23 protein-coding genes and 1 tRNA gene are annotated in these 17,720 nt (G+C 61.7%); 19 read left to right on the top strand and 5 right to left on the bottom strand.

The window, feature by feature from the left end:
• Positions 1 to 5: 5 nt before the first annotated feature.
• Entirely contained in the window at positions 6 to 1,463 is a 1,458-nt protein-coding gene (gene cls / locus AXYL_RS23040) for a cardiolipin synthase (protein WP_041655921.1), read from the bottom strand.
• 182 nt (positions 1,464 to 1,645) lie between these two features.
• Here cls and AXYL_RS23035 point away from each other — a divergent pair.
• A tRNA-His gene (locus tag AXYL_RS23035) sits at positions 1,646 to 1,721 on the top strand.
• Positions 1,722 to 1,746: 25 nt separating this feature from the next.
• Here the strand turns inward: AXYL_RS23035 and AXYL_RS23030 are convergent.
• Positions 1,747 to 2,172 carry a hypothetical protein gene (locus tag AXYL_RS23030; RefSeq protein ID WP_237709930.1) on the bottom strand — a complete coding sequence of 142 codons (426 nt, stop codon included), beginning with the start codon at positions 2,170 to 2,172 and terminating at the stop codon, positions 1,747 to 1,749.
• Positions 2,169 to 2,426 carry a transposase gene (locus tag AXYL_RS23025; protein WP_237710047.1) on the bottom strand — a complete coding sequence of 86 codons (258 nt, stop codon included), beginning with the start codon at positions 2,424 to 2,426 and terminating at the stop codon, positions 2,169 to 2,171. The genes AXYL_RS23030 and AXYL_RS23025 overlap by 4 nt, the downstream gene beginning before the upstream one ends.
• Before the next feature lie 423 nt (positions 2,427 to 2,849).
• On the opposite strand from AXYL_RS23025, the gene AXYL_RS23020 reads away from it, so the two are divergent.
• Entirely contained in the window at positions 2,850 to 3,470 is a 621-nt protein-coding gene (locus AXYL_RS23020; protein WP_013395271.1) for an HNH endonuclease, read from the top strand.
• A gap of 20 nt (positions 3,471 to 3,490) precedes the next feature.
• Here AXYL_RS23020 and AXYL_RS35090 read toward each other — a convergent pair whose 3' ends face one another.
• The gene (locus AXYL_RS35090) at positions 3,491 to 3,631 is read right to left on the bottom strand and encodes a hypothetical protein (protein WP_013395270.1); all 141 of its coding nucleotides are present in this window, start codon (positions 3,629 to 3,631) and stop codon (positions 3,491 to 3,493) included.
• 56 nt (positions 3,632 to 3,687) lie between these two features.
• On the opposite strand from AXYL_RS35090, the gene AXYL_RS23015 reads away from it, so the two are divergent.
• From AXYL_RS23015 to AXYL_RS23005, 3 genes are all read left to right on the top strand, one after another.
• Complete coding sequence (locus AXYL_RS23015; RefSeq protein ID WP_041654195.1) at positions 3,688 to 4,287, top strand: hypothetical protein; 600 nt, start codon at positions 3,688 to 3,690, stop codon at positions 4,285 to 4,287.
• A 136-nt stretch (positions 4,288 to 4,423) separates the two neighbouring features.
• Positions 4,424 to 4,696 carry a DUF6881 domain-containing protein gene (locus AXYL_RS23010; RefSeq protein ID WP_013395268.1) on the top strand — a complete coding sequence of 91 codons (273 nt, stop codon included), beginning with the start codon at positions 4,424 to 4,426 and terminating at the stop codon, positions 4,694 to 4,696.
• A 443-nt stretch (positions 4,697 to 5,139) separates the two neighbouring features.
• On the top strand, positions 5,140 to 5,826 hold the full coding sequence (locus tag AXYL_RS23005; RefSeq protein WP_237709929.1) for a hypothetical protein: 687 nt from the start codon (positions 5,140 to 5,142) through the stop codon (positions 5,824 to 5,826).
• 595 nt (positions 5,827 to 6,421) lie between these two features.
• Here the strand turns inward: AXYL_RS23005 and AXYL_RS23000 are convergent.
• On the bottom strand, positions 6,422 to 7,525 hold the full coding sequence (locus AXYL_RS23000; protein WP_013395265.1) for a helix-turn-helix transcriptional regulator: 1,104 nt from the start codon (positions 7,523 to 7,525) through the stop codon (positions 6,422 to 6,424).
• A gap of 111 nt (positions 7,526 to 7,636) precedes the next feature.
• Here AXYL_RS23000 and AXYL_RS34115 point away from each other — a divergent pair, with 111 nt between their 5' ends.
• The 14 genes from AXYL_RS34115 to AXYL_RS22920 all read left to right on the top strand — a co-directional run bounded on the left by AXYL_RS34115 (position 7,637) and on the right by AXYL_RS22920 (position 17,719).
• Complete coding sequence (locus tag AXYL_RS34115; RefSeq protein WP_013395264.1) at positions 7,637 to 8,467, top strand: YdaU family protein; 831 nt, start codon at positions 7,637 to 7,639, stop codon at positions 8,465 to 8,467.
• Positions 8,468 to 8,507: 40 nt separating this feature from the next.
• Complete coding sequence (locus AXYL_RS22985) at positions 8,508 to 9,197, top strand: hypothetical protein (protein ID WP_237709928.1); 690 nt, start codon at positions 8,508 to 8,510, stop codon at positions 9,195 to 9,197.
• The gene (locus tag AXYL_RS22980) at positions 9,190 to 9,546 is read left to right on the top strand and encodes a hypothetical protein (protein ID WP_013395262.1); all 357 of its coding nucleotides are present in this window, start codon (positions 9,190 to 9,192) and stop codon (positions 9,544 to 9,546) included. The genes AXYL_RS22985 and AXYL_RS22980 overlap by 8 nt, the downstream gene beginning before the upstream one ends.
• Positions 9,543 to 9,803: a hypothetical protein gene (locus tag AXYL_RS22975; RefSeq protein WP_013395261.1), complete on the top strand. Its 261-nt coding sequence runs from the start codon at positions 9,543 to 9,545 to the stop codon at positions 9,801 to 9,803. The genes AXYL_RS22980 and AXYL_RS22975 overlap by 4 nt, the downstream gene beginning before the upstream one ends.
• Before the next feature lie 300 nt (positions 9,804 to 10,103).
• Entirely contained in the window at positions 10,104 to 10,637 is a 534-nt protein-coding gene (locus tag AXYL_RS22970) for an LIC_12616 family protein (protein WP_013395260.1), read from the top strand.
• 4 nt (positions 10,638 to 10,641) lie between these two features.
• A complete protein-coding gene (locus AXYL_RS22965) occupies positions 10,642 to 12,120 on the top strand; it encodes a DUF3383 domain-containing protein (RefSeq protein WP_013395259.1) in 1,479 nt (492 codons plus the stop codon).
• 9 nt (positions 12,121 to 12,129) lie between these two features.
• Positions 12,130 to 12,561, top strand: coding sequence for a phage tail fiber protein (locus tag AXYL_RS22960; protein ID WP_013395258.1), 432 nt, complete (start codon positions 12,130 to 12,132; stop codon positions 12,559 to 12,561).
• Position 12,562: 1 nt separating this feature from the next.
• Positions 12,563 to 12,997 (top strand): hypothetical protein, encoded by a 435-nt coding sequence (locus AXYL_RS22955; RefSeq protein ID WP_013395257.1) that lies wholly within the window; start codon positions 12,563 to 12,565, stop codon positions 12,995 to 12,997.
• Positions 12,998 to 13,165: 168 nt separating this feature from the next.
• On the top strand, positions 13,166 to 14,830 hold the full coding sequence (locus AXYL_RS22945; RefSeq protein ID WP_013395255.1) for a phage tail tip lysozyme: 1,665 nt from the start codon (positions 13,166 to 13,168) through the stop codon (positions 14,828 to 14,830).
• Positions 14,830 to 15,474, top strand: coding sequence for a hypothetical protein (locus AXYL_RS22940; protein WP_013395254.1), 645 nt, complete (start codon positions 14,830 to 14,832; stop codon positions 15,472 to 15,474). The genes AXYL_RS22945 and AXYL_RS22940 overlap by 1 nt, the downstream gene beginning before the upstream one ends.
• 20 nt (positions 15,475 to 15,494) lie before the next feature.
• Positions 15,495 to 15,770 carry a phage baseplate plug protein gene (locus tag AXYL_RS22935; RefSeq protein ID WP_237710046.1) on the top strand — a complete coding sequence of 92 codons (276 nt, stop codon included), beginning with the start codon at positions 15,495 to 15,497 and terminating at the stop codon, positions 15,768 to 15,770.
• On the top strand, positions 15,767 to 16,648 hold the full coding sequence (locus AXYL_RS22930; RefSeq protein WP_013395252.1) for a baseplate hub protein: 882 nt from the start codon (positions 15,767 to 15,769) through the stop codon (positions 16,646 to 16,648). Before AXYL_RS22935 ends, AXYL_RS22930 begins: the two co-directional genes overlap by 4 nt.
• Complete coding sequence (locus AXYL_RS22925) at positions 16,641 to 17,372, top strand: Gp138 family membrane-puncturing spike protein (RefSeq protein WP_013395251.1); 732 nt, start codon at positions 16,641 to 16,643, stop codon at positions 17,370 to 17,372. The genes AXYL_RS22930 and AXYL_RS22925 overlap by 8 nt, the downstream gene beginning before the upstream one ends.
• Positions 17,369 to 17,719, top strand: coding sequence for a hypothetical protein (locus AXYL_RS22920; RefSeq protein ID WP_013395250.1), 351 nt, complete (start codon positions 17,369 to 17,371; stop codon positions 17,717 to 17,719). Before AXYL_RS22925 ends, AXYL_RS22920 begins: the two co-directional genes overlap by 4 nt.
• The last annotated feature ends 1 nt before the right edge of the window (position 17,720 follow it).

Here is a 17,720-nt window from a genome sequence, read left to right as displayed (position 1 = left end):
CATCGTCACAAATAGGGCGTGGCCAGCCAGATCACCTTGTTGCGCAGGCGCTTGGCGAACGGCGCCCGCAGCAGGTTCTCCAGCGTTTCGCGCCGGCCTTGCGCGATCAACCCGTCGACCCGCGCGCCGATCCAGCGCGCCACGCCCGGATCGTAGATTTCGGTGTCCAGCTCGAAATTCAGCCGCAGGCTGCGCGGGTCCAGATTGGACGAGCCCACATAGGCCCAGGCATCGTCCACCGTCATCAGCTTGGAATGGTCGAACGCGCCATGCGAGCGCCAGACCCGGCAGCCCGTGCGCACCACCTGGTCCAGTTGAGCCGTCATGGCATAGTCGACCAGCCGCAGATTGTTCTTGCCGGGAATCACGATATCCACCACCACCCCGCGCCGCGCGGCCGTAGCCAGCGCGCCGATCAACGTCTGGTCGGGCAGGAAGTAGGGCGACTGGATGCGCACATGGCGCTGCGCCACCGCCAGCGCGCCCAGCAGCATATTGTGCGTGCTGCCCAGGGCGCGGTCGGGGCCTGACGGCACGCAGCGCATCGGCACGTCGCCCGTGGGCGGCAGGGCCTCGGGATCGAACCAGGGCTTGGCAGGCAGCGATTCGTGGGTCGTGAAGTTCCAGTCGTGCGCAAACACCGACATCAACTGCGTCACGATCGGCCCTTCCACCCGGAAGTGGGTATCGCGGTTGGTGCCGTCGCCCGCCAGCGCGCTGACAAAGGCCGCGCGCACGTTCATGCCGCCGGTAAAGCCCACGCGTCCATCGACCACCAGCACCTTGCGGTGGCTGCGCAGGTTGGCATAGGGCATGCGCAGCACGCCCAGCGGATTGGTCATGAAGCGCGCCACCGGCACCCCGCCGCGCGACAGCATGCGCACGATGGGCGGGCGCGAATACTTGGAGCCGATGGCGTCGATCAGCACCCGCACCTCGACCCCGCGCTCGCGCGCCTCGATCAGCGCCTGCGCCATCTCGCGGCCTATGGCGTCGTTGTCGAAGATGTAGCTTTGCATCGCCACCGCGTGGCGCGCTTCGCGGATCGCCTGCAGCATCGCCGGATAGGCCTCGTCGCCGCCGGCCAGCGGCCGCACCGCGTTGCCGCCCAGCAGGCGGAAGCGGCTGACACGGTCGCCCAGCACCTTCAGCGACGAGAACTGCTGGCCCGAGATCGGCGCCACGTCCACGGGCGCGGTCTCGACCTGCTCCGCATCCACCACCATCGCCTCGTCGCGCTGCTGCGACAGCCGCGTTTTGCGGATCCGGTTGATGCCTGCTACGAAATAGAACAGCGCGCCGAACAGCGGCGAAAACAGCGCCACGCCTACCCAGCCGATGGCTGCCCGCACGTCCTGCTTGGTCATCGCGGCATGCACCGCCGCGCCCGTCCCGGCCACGATGCTGATGGCAAAAACCAGATGGGGCCAATAATCGATCAAGATTGCGTGTATGCGGTCCATGGCGATGGCGTAAGCGCGGCCTCCGTAGATGATCAATGGCGAAGGATAGCAAGGCGGCTGGCCCTGGCAAGTGGGGAAGTGGCGGCTGTTTTCACATCTTCAAAAAAACGTGCTAGAATTCGGCCTCTTCGTTGTTGAGCAGCTTTCGAAGCGGCGCAGCAAGGAAGAAAGCAGTACCAGAGGTGGCTGTAGCTCAGTTGGTAGAGTCCTGGATTGTGATTCCAGTTGTCGTGGGTTCGAGCCCCATCAGCCACCCCAAGAATTCCCCTTACATTACAGACGCTTAGGCGTCTGTTTTGCTTTCTCGGGGAGATTCTGGGGAGAAATCGCCGTTTCTAGCCGGCTCATCTCCAAGTCGTTCTGATCTCCATCCAGCCATTTGGAATAGGTTAGCCACCGACGGCAGTGCCTGGATTCGTGGCCTCAAGCCAATCGGCCGCTTGCGGACCTGCCAGCCCATCAGTTGGAACACGCGTTGCACGGCGTTCTTGTTGAATCCCAACAGATGCGCGACCGTCCGGTAGCCAAACGACGGCGACTCTTCAATCATCGCCTTGATCGGGGTGACGAACTTCGGATCGACCTTCGGCGGCGACTTGACCGGTTTGTAATAAACCGAACGGCGCGGCACACCGAACCAGCGGCACACCGTGGCGATCGAGACGGTGATGCCTTCGGCTTGCAGTCCCTGGCGGATCATCTCGATCACTTCTCGTCCTCGCCCAGCAGGGACTGCAATTTTTTTCTCGCGCGCAGCTCCAGCATCGCCTCGCCATAGGCCTCTTGAAGGTCCTTGAGCTGACGCTCGTATTGCTCGCGCACGTCCTGCGGATTGGCGCGCAGCGCGTTCTCCATACCCCGCTTGCCATCATCGACCAACTGCTCGACCTCCGAGGGCGACAGGTCGTATTGGCGGCTCGCCTCGGCCACGATGGTCTTGCCCTGGATGATGTCCAGCACCAGCGCGCTCTTGCGCTTGGCCGTTCAGCGTTTGATGTCGTCTTCCATCTTCGTGCTCATCGTCAATTCCCTCGATTATGACGCGAGCAGGTTTTCACTGGGTCAATACACATGAGCACAGCGGAGCTGGCTTTCGGTATCTGGGGCCATTTCACTACATCCGGCATTTTGGTACGCGGCCTAGATCCTTCGTCCTTCAACGAGATAAAAAGCGGGACTACAAGTACGGCAAGCAAAGCTGGCGATGGACGCTCGAAGCTGTTCGACAATTGGGTGGGCGTGCCAGCCCCAAGCAAGTCGAGGCATACACGGTCGAACGAGTACCTGACTTCAAGCGGGCAAACGTCGGCCCGGACCTACGGATGCTGTCGGTGAACGAGTTCGGGAGAAGTGCATGGGCGGTAAATCGGTCGGCAAGGCGTACCGATGGCTGGCATCCAATGGATGCGCTGTACAGGCGTGACGACGTCGAAGATATCGTCTACGAACTCTATGATCCTGATCCATGCCGTCCATGGCATTTGGGAGCTTGCTGCGGATTCTAAAGGGAATATGCGTCCCTTCCGGGTCAGCGATTCGCCAGAGATAGTCCGAGTTCAGGTCGAGTTGGAAGGCGCCAAGGCATTCGATGCGACGAATGATAATGATGGAAGGACGAAGGTCTTGATGAGCATTGCCCGCAGGCAGGGCCAGCCCAAGTTTCGCCGAGAGCTTTTTGCCGCATATAACGAGCGCTGCGCGGTGACGGGGTGCCCAGTCAGGGAGATTCTGGAGGGCGCACACATTAAGCCGTATCGAGGTGAGCACACCAATCATGTGACGAATGGCGTGTTGCTCCGCGCCGATGTTCACTCGCTTTTTGATTTGGGATTGCTGCGGGTGTGTCCAGTCAGTTGGACGGTGGAAATGTCTGATCAGGCGCGCCCGAGCTACGGTGAGTATCACGGTCAGATGATGCGGCTCCCTAATAGCGAGATGCAGCGCCCCGATGCAGAAGCCATGCGACAGCACTACGAGCGTTGGGCGGGAAACTTCGCTCTCGACTAGGCGATGGGCGAGGATCGTCGCTATTTGTTGATGTCGTTGCCGAAGTTGGCGATATCCAGCAGTTCTTCGAAAAAGCGGACGATGAAATCGAGCATGGCATTGCTCCATTGGCTGAGCAATGAGACGAGGGAAAACTGGCGGGAGGAAGATGCCTCTATCATTGCGGCTTTGTATGAGTCATCTGAAATCCATGGTGAAACGTAGAAGATTGGCAGGCATGATCCGCAACGCTTGGAACGCGTGCATCTCTGAGCACTATGTGTATGCGGAAATCAACTCGGAAGCGGCTCTTCAGACCTTGTTTTGTACCTACCTATTCAGGGATTTCGGGGTTCATAAAAAGGACAAGGTGTGGCGCCTATTTGTGGAGCCGCGCTTGGAGTCTGAAGATGGAAATTCCGTTGTGCTACCTGATGTTCTGGTCTGCAATGCACGACGCATAGTCGGTGCGATCGAGCTGAAGTACGCGCCGAGAGTGGCTGCCGCTTGGGAAAAAGACATGAACACCTTGGCGGGCCTGGCAAATCGCTCGGGCGCGACGGGCCTAAAGATTGGCAACAAGCGCTATCTCGGGCCGACTGGAAAGCTCATAAAGGAATACGAAATCGCCGAGGACGCGTTGTTTGTCTGGGCCAGTGTCAGCGCGAAGGAGTTGAATTATGAAGAAGCTCCCGCCGGCCTGAAGGAACGACAACTACTGATCGCCGAGGCAATAACTTCGCCAGACGATTCGCCTCGGCTGCAATATCGGGGCAGCGTAGGAGAGCGTTGGCGTCGAAAGTGCCCTCCCCATGCTTCGCGTGATATTGCTTTGTGAGCACGAAGGGCACCACCCCGCACGCGGGGCATGAGCCGGGGCTATCAGCGGACCTTGAGGCAGGAGAGCATCCGGAACCGGCGTAGTGGCTAGCCCGCCAGCGAGGTGACGAAATATGAACTCAGAGGAGCATTGGATGGAGTACATCAGTGTGGTTTGGTCATCCGGATCTAAGGAGGATCCAATTCGGATGGTTTCGGAGCTAGACGCGGACCGCTTCGAGCGTCGGAAGCTGGAATTTTTTGAGGACGGAAGCGTTGATGCTGCTTCCGATTTTCAGGAGACGCCTAGGACAGCGCTTGGGACGATGGCTGTGCCGACGGTCGAAGAGATCAATATCGATCGGCAGTTCACAGCTCAATTGATTACAGCTGCCGATTTCGAGGCCCTTTGGGACGCATGCAGATAGTCGGCCGCCAGCTTCGGTAAGCGCTGACTCGCAGCGCTGGCCGAAACCGCCTGGTCGAGTACCAGGCGTTTCTCTACCGTCTATCCGGCCTGTCTCCACTTTCAGTGCTTCGCTTGCGTTGGTCTTCCGCGGCGGTGGCACCCGGTTGCTGTTTCGCACCATCTACGTGGAACTGGGCGCGCCCGCGCGCGGCCCCGATGTGGGGCATTGGCTATGTTCGTTCTCCTTGTTAATCAGTATGCGAATCCTGAAAGAAACGGGCCAGACTCGACACTGGCTGTTTGCGCTAATGTCTACCGCCGAGGTGTCCCAGGGGCGACTGCGTGTGACCGGTTACCGGCGCAAAAAAGCCGCTCAAGGCGGGCAACCAATCTGCAGTGATTTGGATACAAATCGTCGGGAATTGTTAAAGTGAGAAGGCTTGCCCCCAATTGCACGCACAAGTGGGCGTCGACATCGCATATGGAGAAAAAATGTCGAGAGTAAAAAAAGCCGCCTTGTTAGCCTTTGCCACGGCCTTGATCGCTGGCTGCAAGACAACGGTCGAGACTGAGGTCAGCCTATCCGACCTGCTTACCTCGCCGACCAAGCAACTCGCAGGCAATCTACTGGTGGAGGTTCCAGCCTGCGAAAGTCTTGAGGATTCGCGCCAGCCCTCGGAGGTCTTGCTGGACGTGCAGCAAGCCGTTCCAGGCATTTTTTCCGATGCTAAGTACGCAGAGTGTTATCGAAAGGGGTTCAATTCATTCGCACGATTCTCATTGCCGATTTTTCTCGACAAAGACAGGGACGGAAAGCTCGCGTCGGATTCGCACATCAACTTGGGATCCAATGAGGAGGGGCTACTGTCGGTCGGCGTTCCTCAGAAAATCAAGGCCAAGATTGTTGCCGCTCAAAAAAATTCTCCGATCGGCGCCACGGACTTGAAGTTCACCATCAAGGTAAGGAATGACACGGGTAAAGACTTCACGTTTTCCGCCCTTGCGGTCTTCATTGATCAAGCGCCGCATGTGTTCAGCACGTTGACCTCCAAGGCGGGAGGGGCGTTCGTCGTAACTCTATCGGACGTTTCTGCGAAAGCCGCCGTTGACAATGGGGGCGCATTGGTTTTGCTGCACAAGTCGGAATAGTGCTCCTCTCTGTTTTTGCGCAAGCGGTGTTTCTAGGCAGGAGCGCTGGAGGCGGGCTTTTGGGGAAGGGCGGCTTGGTAGGCTGGCTCCAGAGGGCCAGTACCGGCACTACCGCCTTCTTTGCTCGCGAATTCAAGTGACCTTTGTCTTGGTGGCGCATCTGCAACAGAAGGCCTATTCCGTTAGCCACATCTACCGGATGTTCGGCATCAGCCGCTCTGGCTACTACGTCCGTGCGCTGCGGCGGTGAGAGATGCCAGCGGTGGAATGCTGACCTTGGAGTCGACCGCATTCCGATAAGTGGAGTGGCCCCAGGCAAGGAAATTCAAGCCCTAACGGCGCCTACAGCCTGGCTTTTGCGATTTCGACGGCCAAGCCAGACTCGCTTCGGTAAGATCGCTCGCTGCCTGGTAGACAGAGTATCCTGCCCCGCTCGGGGCATCCCAGGGTCTTTGAGGTGCTTGGGTTCGTTGGGCGGCGGCTATTGCCAGTTGCGGATCGCCAGGAGTTTCCGGCTAGTTGTCGGGGGCCATTCCTCCCGGCGGAATCCGCCAGGCGGTAAGTCGGTCAGGGCCGAGAGTGTCCGAGACTCCCATCACTCAGCCCGCCACCGCCCCGCCTCATCATCCCGCAACCGTGCACCCGCCCACACAACCCGCCCCAGCACCCGCACCGATGCCCCGTTCTCCAGCGGGATGTCATCGTGCAAGGAATTGAACGATCGCGCCACCCATTGCCCGGTTAGCCGTTCCCTGGCCACCGTCTTCACGATCATCTTGCCGTCGTAGTTGATGGCATAGACGCCGCCGGCGGCGATGTCCTGCAGCGTCAGGCTTTCGTTGGGGACCACCAGCAAGGCAGCGCCGTCACGGATGACGGGTTCCATGCTGTCGCCCTTCGCGTACACGACGCGCCCCTTGCCGTTGTCCGCACCTACCGACCGCAGGAACGACTTGCGGAACTGGATCATGCCGGTCTGTTCTTCGGCGTGATTTTCGATGGGGTCGCCCGCCGCCAGGCGCACGTCGGCCAGCTCGGGAACCTTCTCGAATCTGTCGTTGGCCGCGGGCGGCTCACCCACTCCCACATTCGCCACCACGCCAGTCTGCGTGCTGATCCGGACGCGGCCTTCGCGCTCGGTCTGGTGCGTGGTCTTGCCTCCCTCCCACGGCGCCGCGGGCAGGCCATCGATGCGCAGCGGGAATTCGTCGCGCGACAGATAGCTGTCTATCAGCGAGTCGCTGCGCAGGACCGTCGGCATCGGCATCGGCGGCGCGGCAGGGGTAGGCGAGACATCGATCCCCAACTTCAGTTGAGCGATCGCCAATGCGAGCGCGCCCTGCAGCTTGTTCAGCTGGTCCGGGGGCAAGGCGCGCACTTGTTCTTCCGGGATGCCAGGGAAGGGCCAGGGCGCAGGGGGAATTGCCAGCGCAGCGGCTGCAAGGGAGCCATCGCGTGCAGGCAGTTTCGGCGGGCTGCCGTCATACAGCCATTGCGCGTTCACGCGCAGCAGCGGGGCAACCTTGATGCAGGTTGCCATGTCCATGCCGTTGGAGCCATTGAACCAATGCGTTGCCGCGCCGGAAGAGGCGCCTGCTGCCTTCCATAGGTCTGTCTTGGTCAGGCGTGGTTCGGCCGCGTCCGCCCGGCGGGTCGCTTCCTCGTTGAACGCCTGTGTGATTCGCTTCTGAAAGGTCATCTTAGGATGCTAAACAAAAACAATCTTAGTTGGCTTGCATTTAGAATCTTAGCATTCTAAGATTTAAAAATGATAGTCGGGTAAGAACGGGCGGAGGATGCAGGAGCACGCATGAACTACTACAGCCACAACATAGGCGACTACGCCCAGGCCACGGCGCACCTCAGCCTGGTTGAGGATGCCATTTATAGCCGTCTGCTGCGCCGGTACTACGCGGAAGAGCAGCCCATCGTGGACCACCTGCAGCAGGTATTCCGGTGGGTGGGGGCGCGGACCGAGGAAGAAAGGGAAGCCGCCACGCAGGTCCTGTCCGAGTTCTTCGTCCTGCGGGACGGCCATTGGCACAACAAGCGCGCGGACGTGGAGATTGCCGCTTATCACCTCAAGGCCGAGACCGCCAAAGCCAACGGCAGGCGGGGAGGCCGGCCGAGGCAGGGCGACCGCAGTTCGGAACAACCCAGCGGGTTTCCCATGGGTTCCGACGAGGAACCCGGCCATGGCCGGGAAAAATCCGGATCGGAAGCTAACCAAGAACCAGGAACCAAGAACCAGGAACCAGAAGATCACCCCTCCACCCCTCGCAAGCGAGGCAGCGCATTCGACGCCTCCGTGATCGATCTCCCGGATTGGCTCGACCGCGAGGACTGGGTCAGCTGGATTGCCGATCGCAAGGCACGCAAAAAGCCGGTGACCGAGCAGGGCGCCAGACGTCAGTTGCAGCAGCTTGCTGGCTATCTCGCCGAAGGGCACCAGCCGGGCGCCGTGATCGCAAACAGCATCGCGGGCGGGTATCAGGGCCTCTTTCCTCCGCGTACCCGGAACAACCCCACGACAGGCAGGGCGCAACGCCTGGCCGACTGGACCGATGAACTGCGCGAGGTCCTGGCCGACCAAGGCCGGCCGCGCGAACGATACATGGGGACGATCGATGCCAGCCGCTGACGTCCAGCCCGCCACCCTTGGGGCGCTGGTGGTGAATGAAATGCTGCTGATGTACGGCGCCAAGTTCGCGCAGCAATGGCAGGGCCTGACGGCGCGGGAGCTGAAAGATTCATGGAATCAGAAACTGGCGGGCCTGGATGAAGTCCAGGTACGCCGTGGCCTGGTCGCTTGCCTCACCCAGGAATGGCCGCCGACGCTGCCGCAGTTCATCAAATCATGTTGCCCGTGGATGGTCCCGGAAGTGGCCTATCACGAGGCGGTGCGCGGCATGTCCGCCCGCAGGCGGGGGGAGCCCGGCGTCTGGTCGCATCCGGCGGTGTACTGGGCGGCGGTAGGCGTCAGCACGGTGGATCTGCTGGGCTGCACCTATGGGGCGATCAAGGCGCGGTGGGAGAAGACCTTGAACGAGGAACTGGCAAAGGGCGCATGGGCGGACATCCCGCTACCGCGCCCGGCGCTGCCGGCGCCCGGACAGACCATGGCGACGCGCGCCGAGGCCGAGGCGGCGCTCAAGAAAATGGGCGCGCAGAAGGTATTGAGGGACCGTGGGCGCCCGCATCGGAGTTGGATCGAAAAGTGGGAAGCGCGCATCGCTCGCGGCGATTACCCGAGCAAGGGCATTGCCGACATGATCCAGCGCGCCAAGGGCGAAAGCCAGGAAACAGCGGACCGTCTGAAGAACGGTTCCAACGGCAAGACAGGTAAACAATGCGAGGTGGCTGATGAGTAAATTGACGGGCGACGATTTGATATGGAACTGGGTACGGTGGACCTGGTCCGGCGCTACGGTGGGGAACATGGAGGTGTACGTGTCCGAAGAGGAGGACTACCGGCCCATCAACCATCACCACGCCATGGAGGTCGAGGCGATGCATGCCGCACTGCCCTGGCACGAGCGGATGATCATCATCGCCGAGTACCCACAGAAAAACGTGATGTTTGGCCAGCTGGAGGGCCGGGCGCGCATGGCGAAAGCGCTGGACTGGATCGCCGATACGACAGGCGTAGCCCTGACCGAAACCGAATACAAACTGTACCTGGGCCTGTTTCGCAGCCTGGTCGAAAGGAGGCTGGCGTGAAGTACGCGCACGAGGTGATGGATTTGATGGCCTGCTATCCCGGACGCTCATTCCGCTTGATGGAGCTGGTGCGGCACGTGTCGCATGGCCGGTCTTTGTCCCTTCCGGAAAAGACGCGCATGCAAAGAGGGATTCAGCGCGCCATGGATGCGCTGCAGGATACTGGCAGCGTGCTGATTCAAGAGCCTGTAGCGGGCGGCCACGGGCGGACCTACGCATGGCGTGTGACGGTTCCGTCACAAGCCCCCGCCCCGTAGGTCACGCAATCGGTCACAATGGGTCCGGGGCATTGCGTCCCCAGGAAATGAAGCCTCGGCCACGCGCCGGGGCTTTTTGCTTTTGGGCATGTTGCCTTGGCCTCTTCGGCAGGGCGCCGACTCGATTCTGCATGGCGTGTGACGGTTCCGTCACAAGACCCCGTTTCTCAGGTCACGCAATCGGTCACAATGGGCCCGGGGCATTGCGCCCCTAGCAAATGCAGCCCCGGCCAAGTGCCGGGGCTTTTGCATTTTGGCGCTTCGTTTCGATGCTTACTTCTTTGGCAGGACTCCAACTCCATGAGCGTTCAGATCAGCATCACAGAAGACCAGCTGGTAGCGGACCTCGTCGCCTTCTTCAAGACCTTGGTCGACTGCGAAGTTTTCCGCGGCCTGTCCAATTGGGTTCCCACTCCGCCGCGCGAGTGCATCGTCATTACGCCGCTGGCGGCGCTTGGACTTTCTGTTCCGGTCATGGCCTATGCCGATCCGTCGCCCGCGGCGGGGACGCGCAGCATGACCCAGGCCACGCAATGGTCTGCCCGGGTGGATGGCTACGGAGCACGGGCCCAGGACCTGGCGCTCACGCTAGCGATCGCCTGGCGCAGCCAGTACGGGTGCGAGTTCCTGGAGAGCCTGGGACGAGCCCAGCCGCTATACGCGGGCGAGCTCAAGCAATTGCCTTTTGACAGCGGAGCAAGCCAGACCTTCGAGCGGTGGTCATTCGACGCCGTCCTGCAGTTCAACCCATCCATCACCGTGCCGCAGCAGTTCGCGGACCAACTTCACGTGGGCCTCATCGAGGCCGACACCACCTACCCTACGGGAGCTTAACGCTATGTCCATTCCCGCCAGTGAAATCGTCCAGGTAGTCCCTGGCGTGATCGCAGCCGGCGGATCGGCGCTCGACTTGAACGGCCTGATCCTGACCAACGATACTGCCGTCCCCATCGGCACCGTCCAGAGTTTCGCGACCGCGCGCGACGTACAGCGCTTCTTCGGTCCAACCTCGACCGAGGCCGCCCTGGCCGACGTCTACTTCAATGGGTTCGACAACTCGACCCGCAAGCCGGGCAATCTGCTGTTCGCCCAATATCCGACGGCAGCCGTTTCGGCCTATCTGCGTGGCGGCTCCATGGCCACGGTGACGCTGACCCAGCTGCAGGCGCTGTCCGGCATCCTGACGGTGACCATTGATGGCGTGGCCAAGACCTCCGCCAGCATCGACCTGTCGACGGCGACGAGTTTCTCGAATGCCGCTGCAACCATCGAGGCGGCGTTCACCACCCTGGGCGCAAGTTGCACCTATGACGCGCAGCGTGCCGCCTTTGTCATCACCTCGGCTACCGACGGCGCCGCCAGCACGGTGTCCTACGGCAGCGGCACCCTCGCGTCGGGCTTGAAGCTGACGCAGGGCACGGCCGCGGTTCTGTCGCAGGGCGCAGCGGCTGGCATTCCGGCAGTGGACATGGGCCGGATCACCGACCTGACCCAGAACTGGGCAGCGTTCATGACGACGTTCGAACCCGATACGGCCGGCAAAGTGGCGTTCTCGGCCTGGACCAACGCCCAGGGCGATCGTTACGCCTACGTCGGCTGGGACACTGACGTCACCGCCACGCAGCAGGGCAATACGTCCAACTGGGCCGCCATCGTCAGCGCCAACGAGTACTCCGGCTCCGTGCCGGTCTACAAGGACGTTCAGCACGCGGCCTTTGTGCTGGGCACGGTGGCGTCGCTGGACTTCGAACGCACCAACGGCCGCGCCACCCTGGCGTTCAAGGGCCAGTCGGGCCTCGCGTTCTCCGTGACCGACGCCACCACCGCGCAGACCCTGATCGACAACGGCTACAACTTCTATGGCGACTACGCGACCAGCAACGATCGCTTCCGTTTCCTCTACCCTGGCCAGGTCAGTGGCAACTGGAAGTGGGTCGACACCTACGTCAACCAGATCTGGCTGAACGCGGCGTTCCAACAGGCGCTGATGACGTTGCTGACCCAGGTGAACTCCATCCCCTACAACATCGACGGCTACACGCTGATCGACGCTGCCTGCCTGGACCCGATCAACGCCGCGGTCAACTTCGGCGCCATCCGCGCCGGCGTGACGCTGTCGAGCCAGCAGAAGGCGCAGATCAACAGCCAGGCCGGCGTGGATATCTCCGACACGCTCCAGACCCGCGGCTGGTATCTGCAGATCAAGGACGCGACCCCGCAGGTGCGAGAGGCCCGCGGCACGCCGCCCTTGACGTTCTGGTACCTGGACGGCGGTTCCGTCCAGCAGATCACCCTGGCCTCGCTGGCCATTCTTTAAGGATTCAACATGGCGACTTTGACCAGTGCCAACTCGGTTCTGATGCTTGCGGTGGGCGGCGTGTTTCCGGTGCCGCAGAAGATCGAGGGCTATGCCTCCGAAAGTGCCTTCACCTTCGAGGCTGCCACGCCCGCGCAGGTAACCATGGGCGTGGACGGCCGCATGTCGGCCAGCTACGTGCCGGTTCCCCGCGTGCAGATCATCACGATCCAGCCCGACTCCCCGTCCATGCGCGTCTTCGAGATCTGGATGGCGGCCAGCGAAACGGCCCGGGAAGTGTTCTATGCAAACGGAACCCTCAACATCCCGTCGATCGATCGCAAGTACACGCTGACCCGCGGTGTGCTGACGCAGATTCCGCCGGCGCCGGACGCCAAGGCGATGCTCCAACCCATGGCGTTCCAGATCACCTGGCAGAACGTCTCTCCGGCGCTGGTGTGACATGGCCAGAAAGCAGACAACCCTGACCATCGGCGCCGAAGGGCGCGACAAGGGCAAGGTGTTCATCCTGACGGAGCTTTCTGCCTACGAGGCCGAGGAATGGGCCGGCCGGGCGCTGTTTTCGTTGATGAACGCCGGGGTGGAAATCCCGGACAACATCGCCGAGGCAGGGCTGGCCGGCGTGGCTGCCATGGGCATGAAGGCCATCGCCAAGCTGCCTTTCGACAGCGCCAAGCCGCTGCTGGACAAGATGATGGATTGCGTGCAGATCCAGCCCAGCCCGAATGTGACGCGCGAGCTCATGTCCGGCGATGTCGAGGAGGTGGCGACCCTGTTCACGCTGCGCAAGAAAGTCCTGGGCTTGCACCTGGATTTTTTTACGGCCGCCGCCCCATCGACTTCGGGCTCCAAGTCCACAACGGCGGCACGCGCCTGATCCGCTACGCCAATATTCCCCGGATTATTGGCGCGGTGATTTCCCGGCACCCGGGCCTGCTGCACGATCTGCAGACGGTCTATGGTGCCGAGGACCTGTACAACTTGCTTGAGGTGATTGCGGTGGACGCACACAACAGGCGCGTCCTAGCTGAACCGAGGTAATTGCATGGCCACCATCATCGATGCCTTGCTCGTCACTGCGGGGTTCGATCCGAAGCGCTTCGCGGCGGACAGCTTTTCCGGTGCGGTCAGTCTGGCCCAAATGGCCCAGAATCTGGATATGAGCACCGAGCGGCTGTCCGCGTGGCAGAAGGCGGCCGAGCGGGCGGGCGGAACTGCCGAAGCCATTTCCGCCCAATTGAAGGAATCCTCGAGCGAGGTCGCCAGATTCAACCGCGGATCCGCCGCGGACTCGCTACCTGGGTTCTTTCGCAACGGCGGCAATGTCGGCGACCTCAAAGATGGGAACACCTACCTGCTGGCCAGGTCGAGGATCATTGCCGATCTTTACCAGAAGGACAGGGCCCAGGCCGCGCTGGCCGCCCAGGACATGGGCATCAGCGAGGGCCTGTTCAATCTGTTCAAGCGCGGGCCAGACGAGCTCGAACGGCTGCTTCAGGTCCAGGAGAAACGCGCTGCCATCTCCAGCAACGATGCGGAAGCTGCCTCGCAGCTGCGCGACCGGTACCTGGACCTGCGCGACACGTTTGAATCGGTGAGCGTCAAGGTGCTGCTGGCGCTCATGCCGGCGTTTGAGCGGCTTATCTCGCTCGCACAGGGCTGGGGCGATTATCTGCTTGAGAACCGAGACGAGATCGTCGAGTGGGTCGACGGCGCGGCGCAGGCCATCGTGAAGTTCATTGATGCAGTCGATTCGGCGGCGCAGGCGGTGGGAGGATGGCAAAACGTCCTGCTCGTGCTGGGGACGCTCAAGATTCTGTCCTGGGCGAATTCGCTGCTGAGCCTGGCATCTGCCTTGGGAGCCGTGGCTACGGCTCTTGGAACCCTCGGGGGCGCTGGCGCGGCGACAGGCCTGGGTGTGTTGAAACGCTTGGGACCTGTGGCGCTGAGAGCGGCGGGACCTGTCGCGGCAGTCGTCGCATCGTTGTTCGGCAGCAAGGACTTGAACTCAGGCGAGGATGAAACCTTGGCGGCGATGAGAAATCCCGCGCTGAAGAGCAAGGAGGTCGTCGATGCGGTCAGGTACTTCGAGTCCAAGGGCTATGCCCGGGAGGCGGCCGTGGGGCTCGTGGCCAACCTGCAGGCCCAAAGCAACTTGGACCCCAGGGCCGTGGGCGCTGATGGCGTTTCCGCTGGCATCGGACTATGGAATCCGCGACGCCAGGCCGACTTCAAGCGCGTATATGGCATGGACATGCGCGAGTCCACGGTTGAACAGCAGCTGGATTTCGTCGCCAGCGAGTTGGAGAGCACCAGGCGTAGGGCTGGAGTACATCTGGCAGCCGCGACCACCCCGGCCCAGGCCAGCGTGGCCGTGTACCGCCACTTTGGGTTGAGCAAGTCCGAGGGGGCCAGCTCAAGCGAAGAGCGCAAGCTCGCCGCCGCTGCCGGAGCAATCCATGGGACGCTTTCCCTTGAAGATCAGGAACGAGGCGCCGCGGCTGCGGCTACTACAGCTGCGGCAGCGCAAGCCAGCGCTGCCGGCATTCCGAGCAGCACGGCTACCACCAACAATACCTCCGAAACCCATATCCACGGCCCCATCACGATTGTGACGCAGGCGACGGATGGTGCGGGAATCGCTCGTGATTTGGGACGAGTGGGGGGCTCCCAGAATCTCGTCCAACAAGGCAATACGGGGATGTTCTGATGCCACTTGTTCCTTTTCCCGATGTCCCGAGCAGTCCGGGCGTACCGGCGGTCTTCCGCGAAGTGACCATTCCTTCCATCTCCGAGCTGGCAAGCTTCGGGTCGGGGGCGCTGACCGATCTGATCTTCGGTCCTCCTCGCTGGGGCTTGTACGGCGCCGATGGGCAACAGATGCTGGTCTTCGAGACGTTTCTCAGCATCGCCTTCAGTGAAACCACCCAGATATCCAGTTATCCCTCGGAGCAGGGTGGGTTTTCAGCCTTCAACAAGGTCGATGCGCCATTCGAGGCGACCATCAAGCTGGCGCACGGCGGCGACCCGGCATCGCGCAACGTCATGTTGTCCGTGCTGGAGCGCATCGTCGGCAGCACGGATCTGTACTCAGTGGTGACGCCCGAGATCGTCTATCCGTCGGCCAACCTGGTGAAGTACTCGTACACCCGCGCCGACAAGAACGGCTCCAGCCTCCTGGTCGTCGATCTGACCCTGCTCGAAGTCCGGCAGACGGCCGTCCCGCTATCGCCGGCCACGCAGGACCCCAGCGGCGCGAATGAAGAGAGCAATGGCCAGGTACAGGCGTTCGAGATTGACGCCTATCCCCGGCGCGACCAGAACAAGGTGGCGGATCTGGAGCCTATCCAATGAAGAGAATTCCCTTGAGACCCGTGCCGGCGCAAACGCTCAGCGTCGTGTTGTCCGGGCAGAACTGCCAGATCGCCGTCCATCAGAAGTCGACCGGACTCTATCTGGATCTTGAACTCGACAATGCGCCTATCGTGACGACGGTGCTTTGCCATGACCGGGTACGGCTTGTGCGGGCTGCCTACCTGGGCTTCGTTGGGGATCTGGCCTTTGTGGACACCCAGGGCCACGCCGACCCGCAGTATCAGGATCTCGGCTCGCGCTTCGTCCTGGCTTACCTGGAGCCGCTGGAACTATGAGCTTCATCAAGCGACGGCTGGACGTGACCATCAGCCTGGGTAAAGGAAAGTTTGGCGACGAGCAGGGGCCTGACGTAACGCTCAGCGGCTACCGGACGACGGTGGATATTCCCGCCTACACCGCCTTCGAAAACAGTCCGCTGACCCTGCTGATCCACGGGCTGAATCAAGACCTGATGAACAAGCTGACGACGATAGGACCCGTCATGAAGGAACGCCGGGGAAAGAACCTTGTCCGGATCGACGCCGGGGACGATTCCGGTGTTCCCTGCGTGGTCTACGAGGGAGACATCCTCGAAGCCTGGGCTGGCTATGGAATGGGTGCAGAAGGTAAAGCGGCTGCGGGGGGCGTATTCACGGTCAAGGCCGAGGTGGCCGGGGCCAAGCAGCTAAAGTCCGCATCCGCCAGGTCCTTTCGCGGCGCGAAAAAGGCGCAAGAAATCATGTGCGATATCGCCAGATCGATGGGATACAAGGGTGAAAAAAGCGGGGAGGACTATGTATTGGCCGATCCCTATTTTTCCGGAACCGACATGGACCAACTACGCAGTTGCGCGAAGGCCGCCCGAGTCAACTTCACGATAGACCGCGGCGTCCTGTCAGTCTGGCCGGAGGGCGGATTCAGAAAGGGCGATCCGATTCTCGTGGCGCCGGAAACGGGGTTGATCGGATATCCGGCCTTTACGAGCAAGGGACTCCAACTGACAACGCTCTACAACCCGCATCTTGGGTTGGGAAAAAGAGTGCAAGTCATCAGCACCGTAGAACCCGCGCACGGCGAGTGGATCATTGTGAGTCTGTCCCACAAGCTGGAGGCGGAAGTCCCCGGCGGCGTCTGGCAGTCAGTGGCGGTGTGCGAAAGGAATCTCCATGGCTGAGCAATACGGATACGCAGGTCTGGCGCAAGCCGGCCAGGGCGACAGCGAGTTCGGCGCCTTGCAGTTCCTGATCAGCCAGGCCCTGAATCGAGTCAGTACGGCGACGCTCGTCAAGGTGGTGTCGGTGACGAATTCAGGCGGGCTGTCGCCGGTGGGTTTCGTCGATGTGCAGCCGCTCGTCAACCAGCTCGATGGGGCCGGCAATGCCGTGCCACATGGCGTCCTGCATCGCCTTCCTTACTTCCGCCTGCAGGGCGGAGCGGACGCCGTCATCCTGGACCCGAAGGCAGGCGATATCGGAATGGCGGCTTTCGCGAATCGGGACATCTCGCTAGTGAAGACTTCGAAGGCGCAGAACAACCCTGGTTCCTGGCGTTCGCACGACATGGCGGATGGACTGTATTTCGGTGGTCTGCTGAATGGGACGCCGGTCCAGTACGTGCAGTTCACGGCCGGCGGCATCAACGTGGTCTCACCCTCCAAGGTGACAGTCAGCGCGCCCGACATCGAATTGAACGCCAGCGCGCAATGCGCGTTGAACTCTCCCCGGATCGTGCTTAACGGCACGGTGCGGCAGGGCGGCGGATCCTTGGGCGGCACGTCCACCTGGCAAGGCGACATGAACACGCTGGGTACGCTGCGCAACAACGGCAAGGACGTGGGCAGTACCCACACGCATTCCGGCGTGCAGAGCGGGCCGGCAAATACAGGAGCGCCCAATTGAACACCCTGCTGCTAGACCGGACCGCCTGGGATCTGGTGCTCGACGCCGCGGGCAACATCGCGCTGGCGTCCAAGCCCTATGCCGTCGCGCAGGACGTCGCCAGCGCCATCAAGCTGTTCAGGGGCGAACTGTTCTACAACACCCTCCCTGGCGTTCCCTACTGGGAAGAATTCCTGGGCCATCAGCCGCCGCTGGCCTTGGTGCGAGAGCACGTCAGGCGTGCCGCGATGACGGTCCCCGAAGTGGCCAGCGCGATCTGCACGCTGACCTCCTATACCGACCGCGCCCTGGCGGGCTACGTCGCAATCACCCTGCAAGACGGAACGACGCAAACCGTCAGTTTCTGAG

Source organism: Achromobacter xylosoxidans A8, assembly GCF_000165835.1.
GTDB classification, from domain to species: domain Bacteria; phylum Pseudomonadota; class Gammaproteobacteria; order Burkholderiales; family Burkholderiaceae_B; genus Achromobacter; species Achromobacter xylosoxidans_B.
This window is presented reverse-complemented; position numbering and strand designations above follow the sequence as displayed.

Coding starts and splice junctions, on each gene's coding strand:
- cls (WP_041655921.1), bottom strand. CDS start 1,463: ATGGACCGCATACACGCAATCTTGATCGATTATTGGCCCCATCTGGTT.
- AXYL_RS23020 (WP_013395271.1), top strand. CDS start 2,850: ATGGCTGGCATCCAATGGATGCGCTGTACAGGCGTGACGACGTCGAAG.
- AXYL_RS35090 (WP_013395270.1), bottom strand. CDS start 3,631: ATGATAGAGGCATCTTCCTCCCGCCAGTTTTCCCTCGTCTCATTGCTC.
- AXYL_RS23015 (WP_041654195.1), top strand. CDS start 3,688: ATGATCCGCAACGCTTGGAACGCGTGCATCTCTGAGCACTATGTGTAT.
- AXYL_RS23010 (WP_013395268.1), top strand. CDS start 4,424: ATGGAGTACATCAGTGTGGTTTGGTCATCCGGATCTAAGGAGGATCCA.
- AXYL_RS23000 (WP_013395265.1), bottom strand. CDS start 7,525: ATGACCTTTCAGAAGCGAATCACACAGGCGTTCAACGAGGAAGCGACC.
- AXYL_RS34115 (WP_013395264.1), top strand. CDS start 7,637: ATGAACTACTACAGCCACAACATAGGCGACTACGCCCAGGCCACGGCG.
- AXYL_RS22985 (WP_237709928.1), top strand. CDS start 8,508: ATGCTGCTGATGTACGGCGCCAAGTTCGCGCAGCAATGGCAGGGCCTG.
- AXYL_RS22980 (WP_013395262.1), top strand. CDS start 9,190: ATGAGTAAATTGACGGGCGACGATTTGATATGGAACTGGGTACGGTGG.
- AXYL_RS22970 (WP_013395260.1), top strand. CDS start 10,104: ATGAGCGTTCAGATCAGCATCACAGAAGACCAGCTGGTAGCGGACCTC.
- AXYL_RS22965 (WP_013395259.1), top strand. CDS start 10,642: ATGTCCATTCCCGCCAGTGAAATCGTCCAGGTAGTCCCTGGCGTGATC.
- AXYL_RS22960 (WP_013395258.1), top strand. CDS start 12,130: ATGGCGACTTTGACCAGTGCCAACTCGGTTCTGATGCTTGCGGTGGGC.
- AXYL_RS22955 (WP_013395257.1), top strand. CDS start 12,563: ATGGCCAGAAAGCAGACAACCCTGACCATCGGCGCCGAAGGGCGCGAC.
- AXYL_RS22945 (WP_013395255.1), top strand. CDS start 13,166: ATGGCCACCATCATCGATGCCTTGCTCGTCACTGCGGGGTTCGATCCG.
- AXYL_RS22940 (WP_013395254.1), top strand. CDS start 14,830: ATGCCACTTGTTCCTTTTCCCGATGTCCCGAGCAGTCCGGGCGTACCG.
- AXYL_RS22930 (WP_013395252.1), top strand. CDS start 15,767: ATGAGCTTCATCAAGCGACGGCTGGACGTGACCATCAGCCTGGGTAAA.
- AXYL_RS22925 (WP_013395251.1), top strand. CDS start 16,641: ATGGCTGAGCAATACGGATACGCAGGTCTGGCGCAAGCCGGCCAGGGC.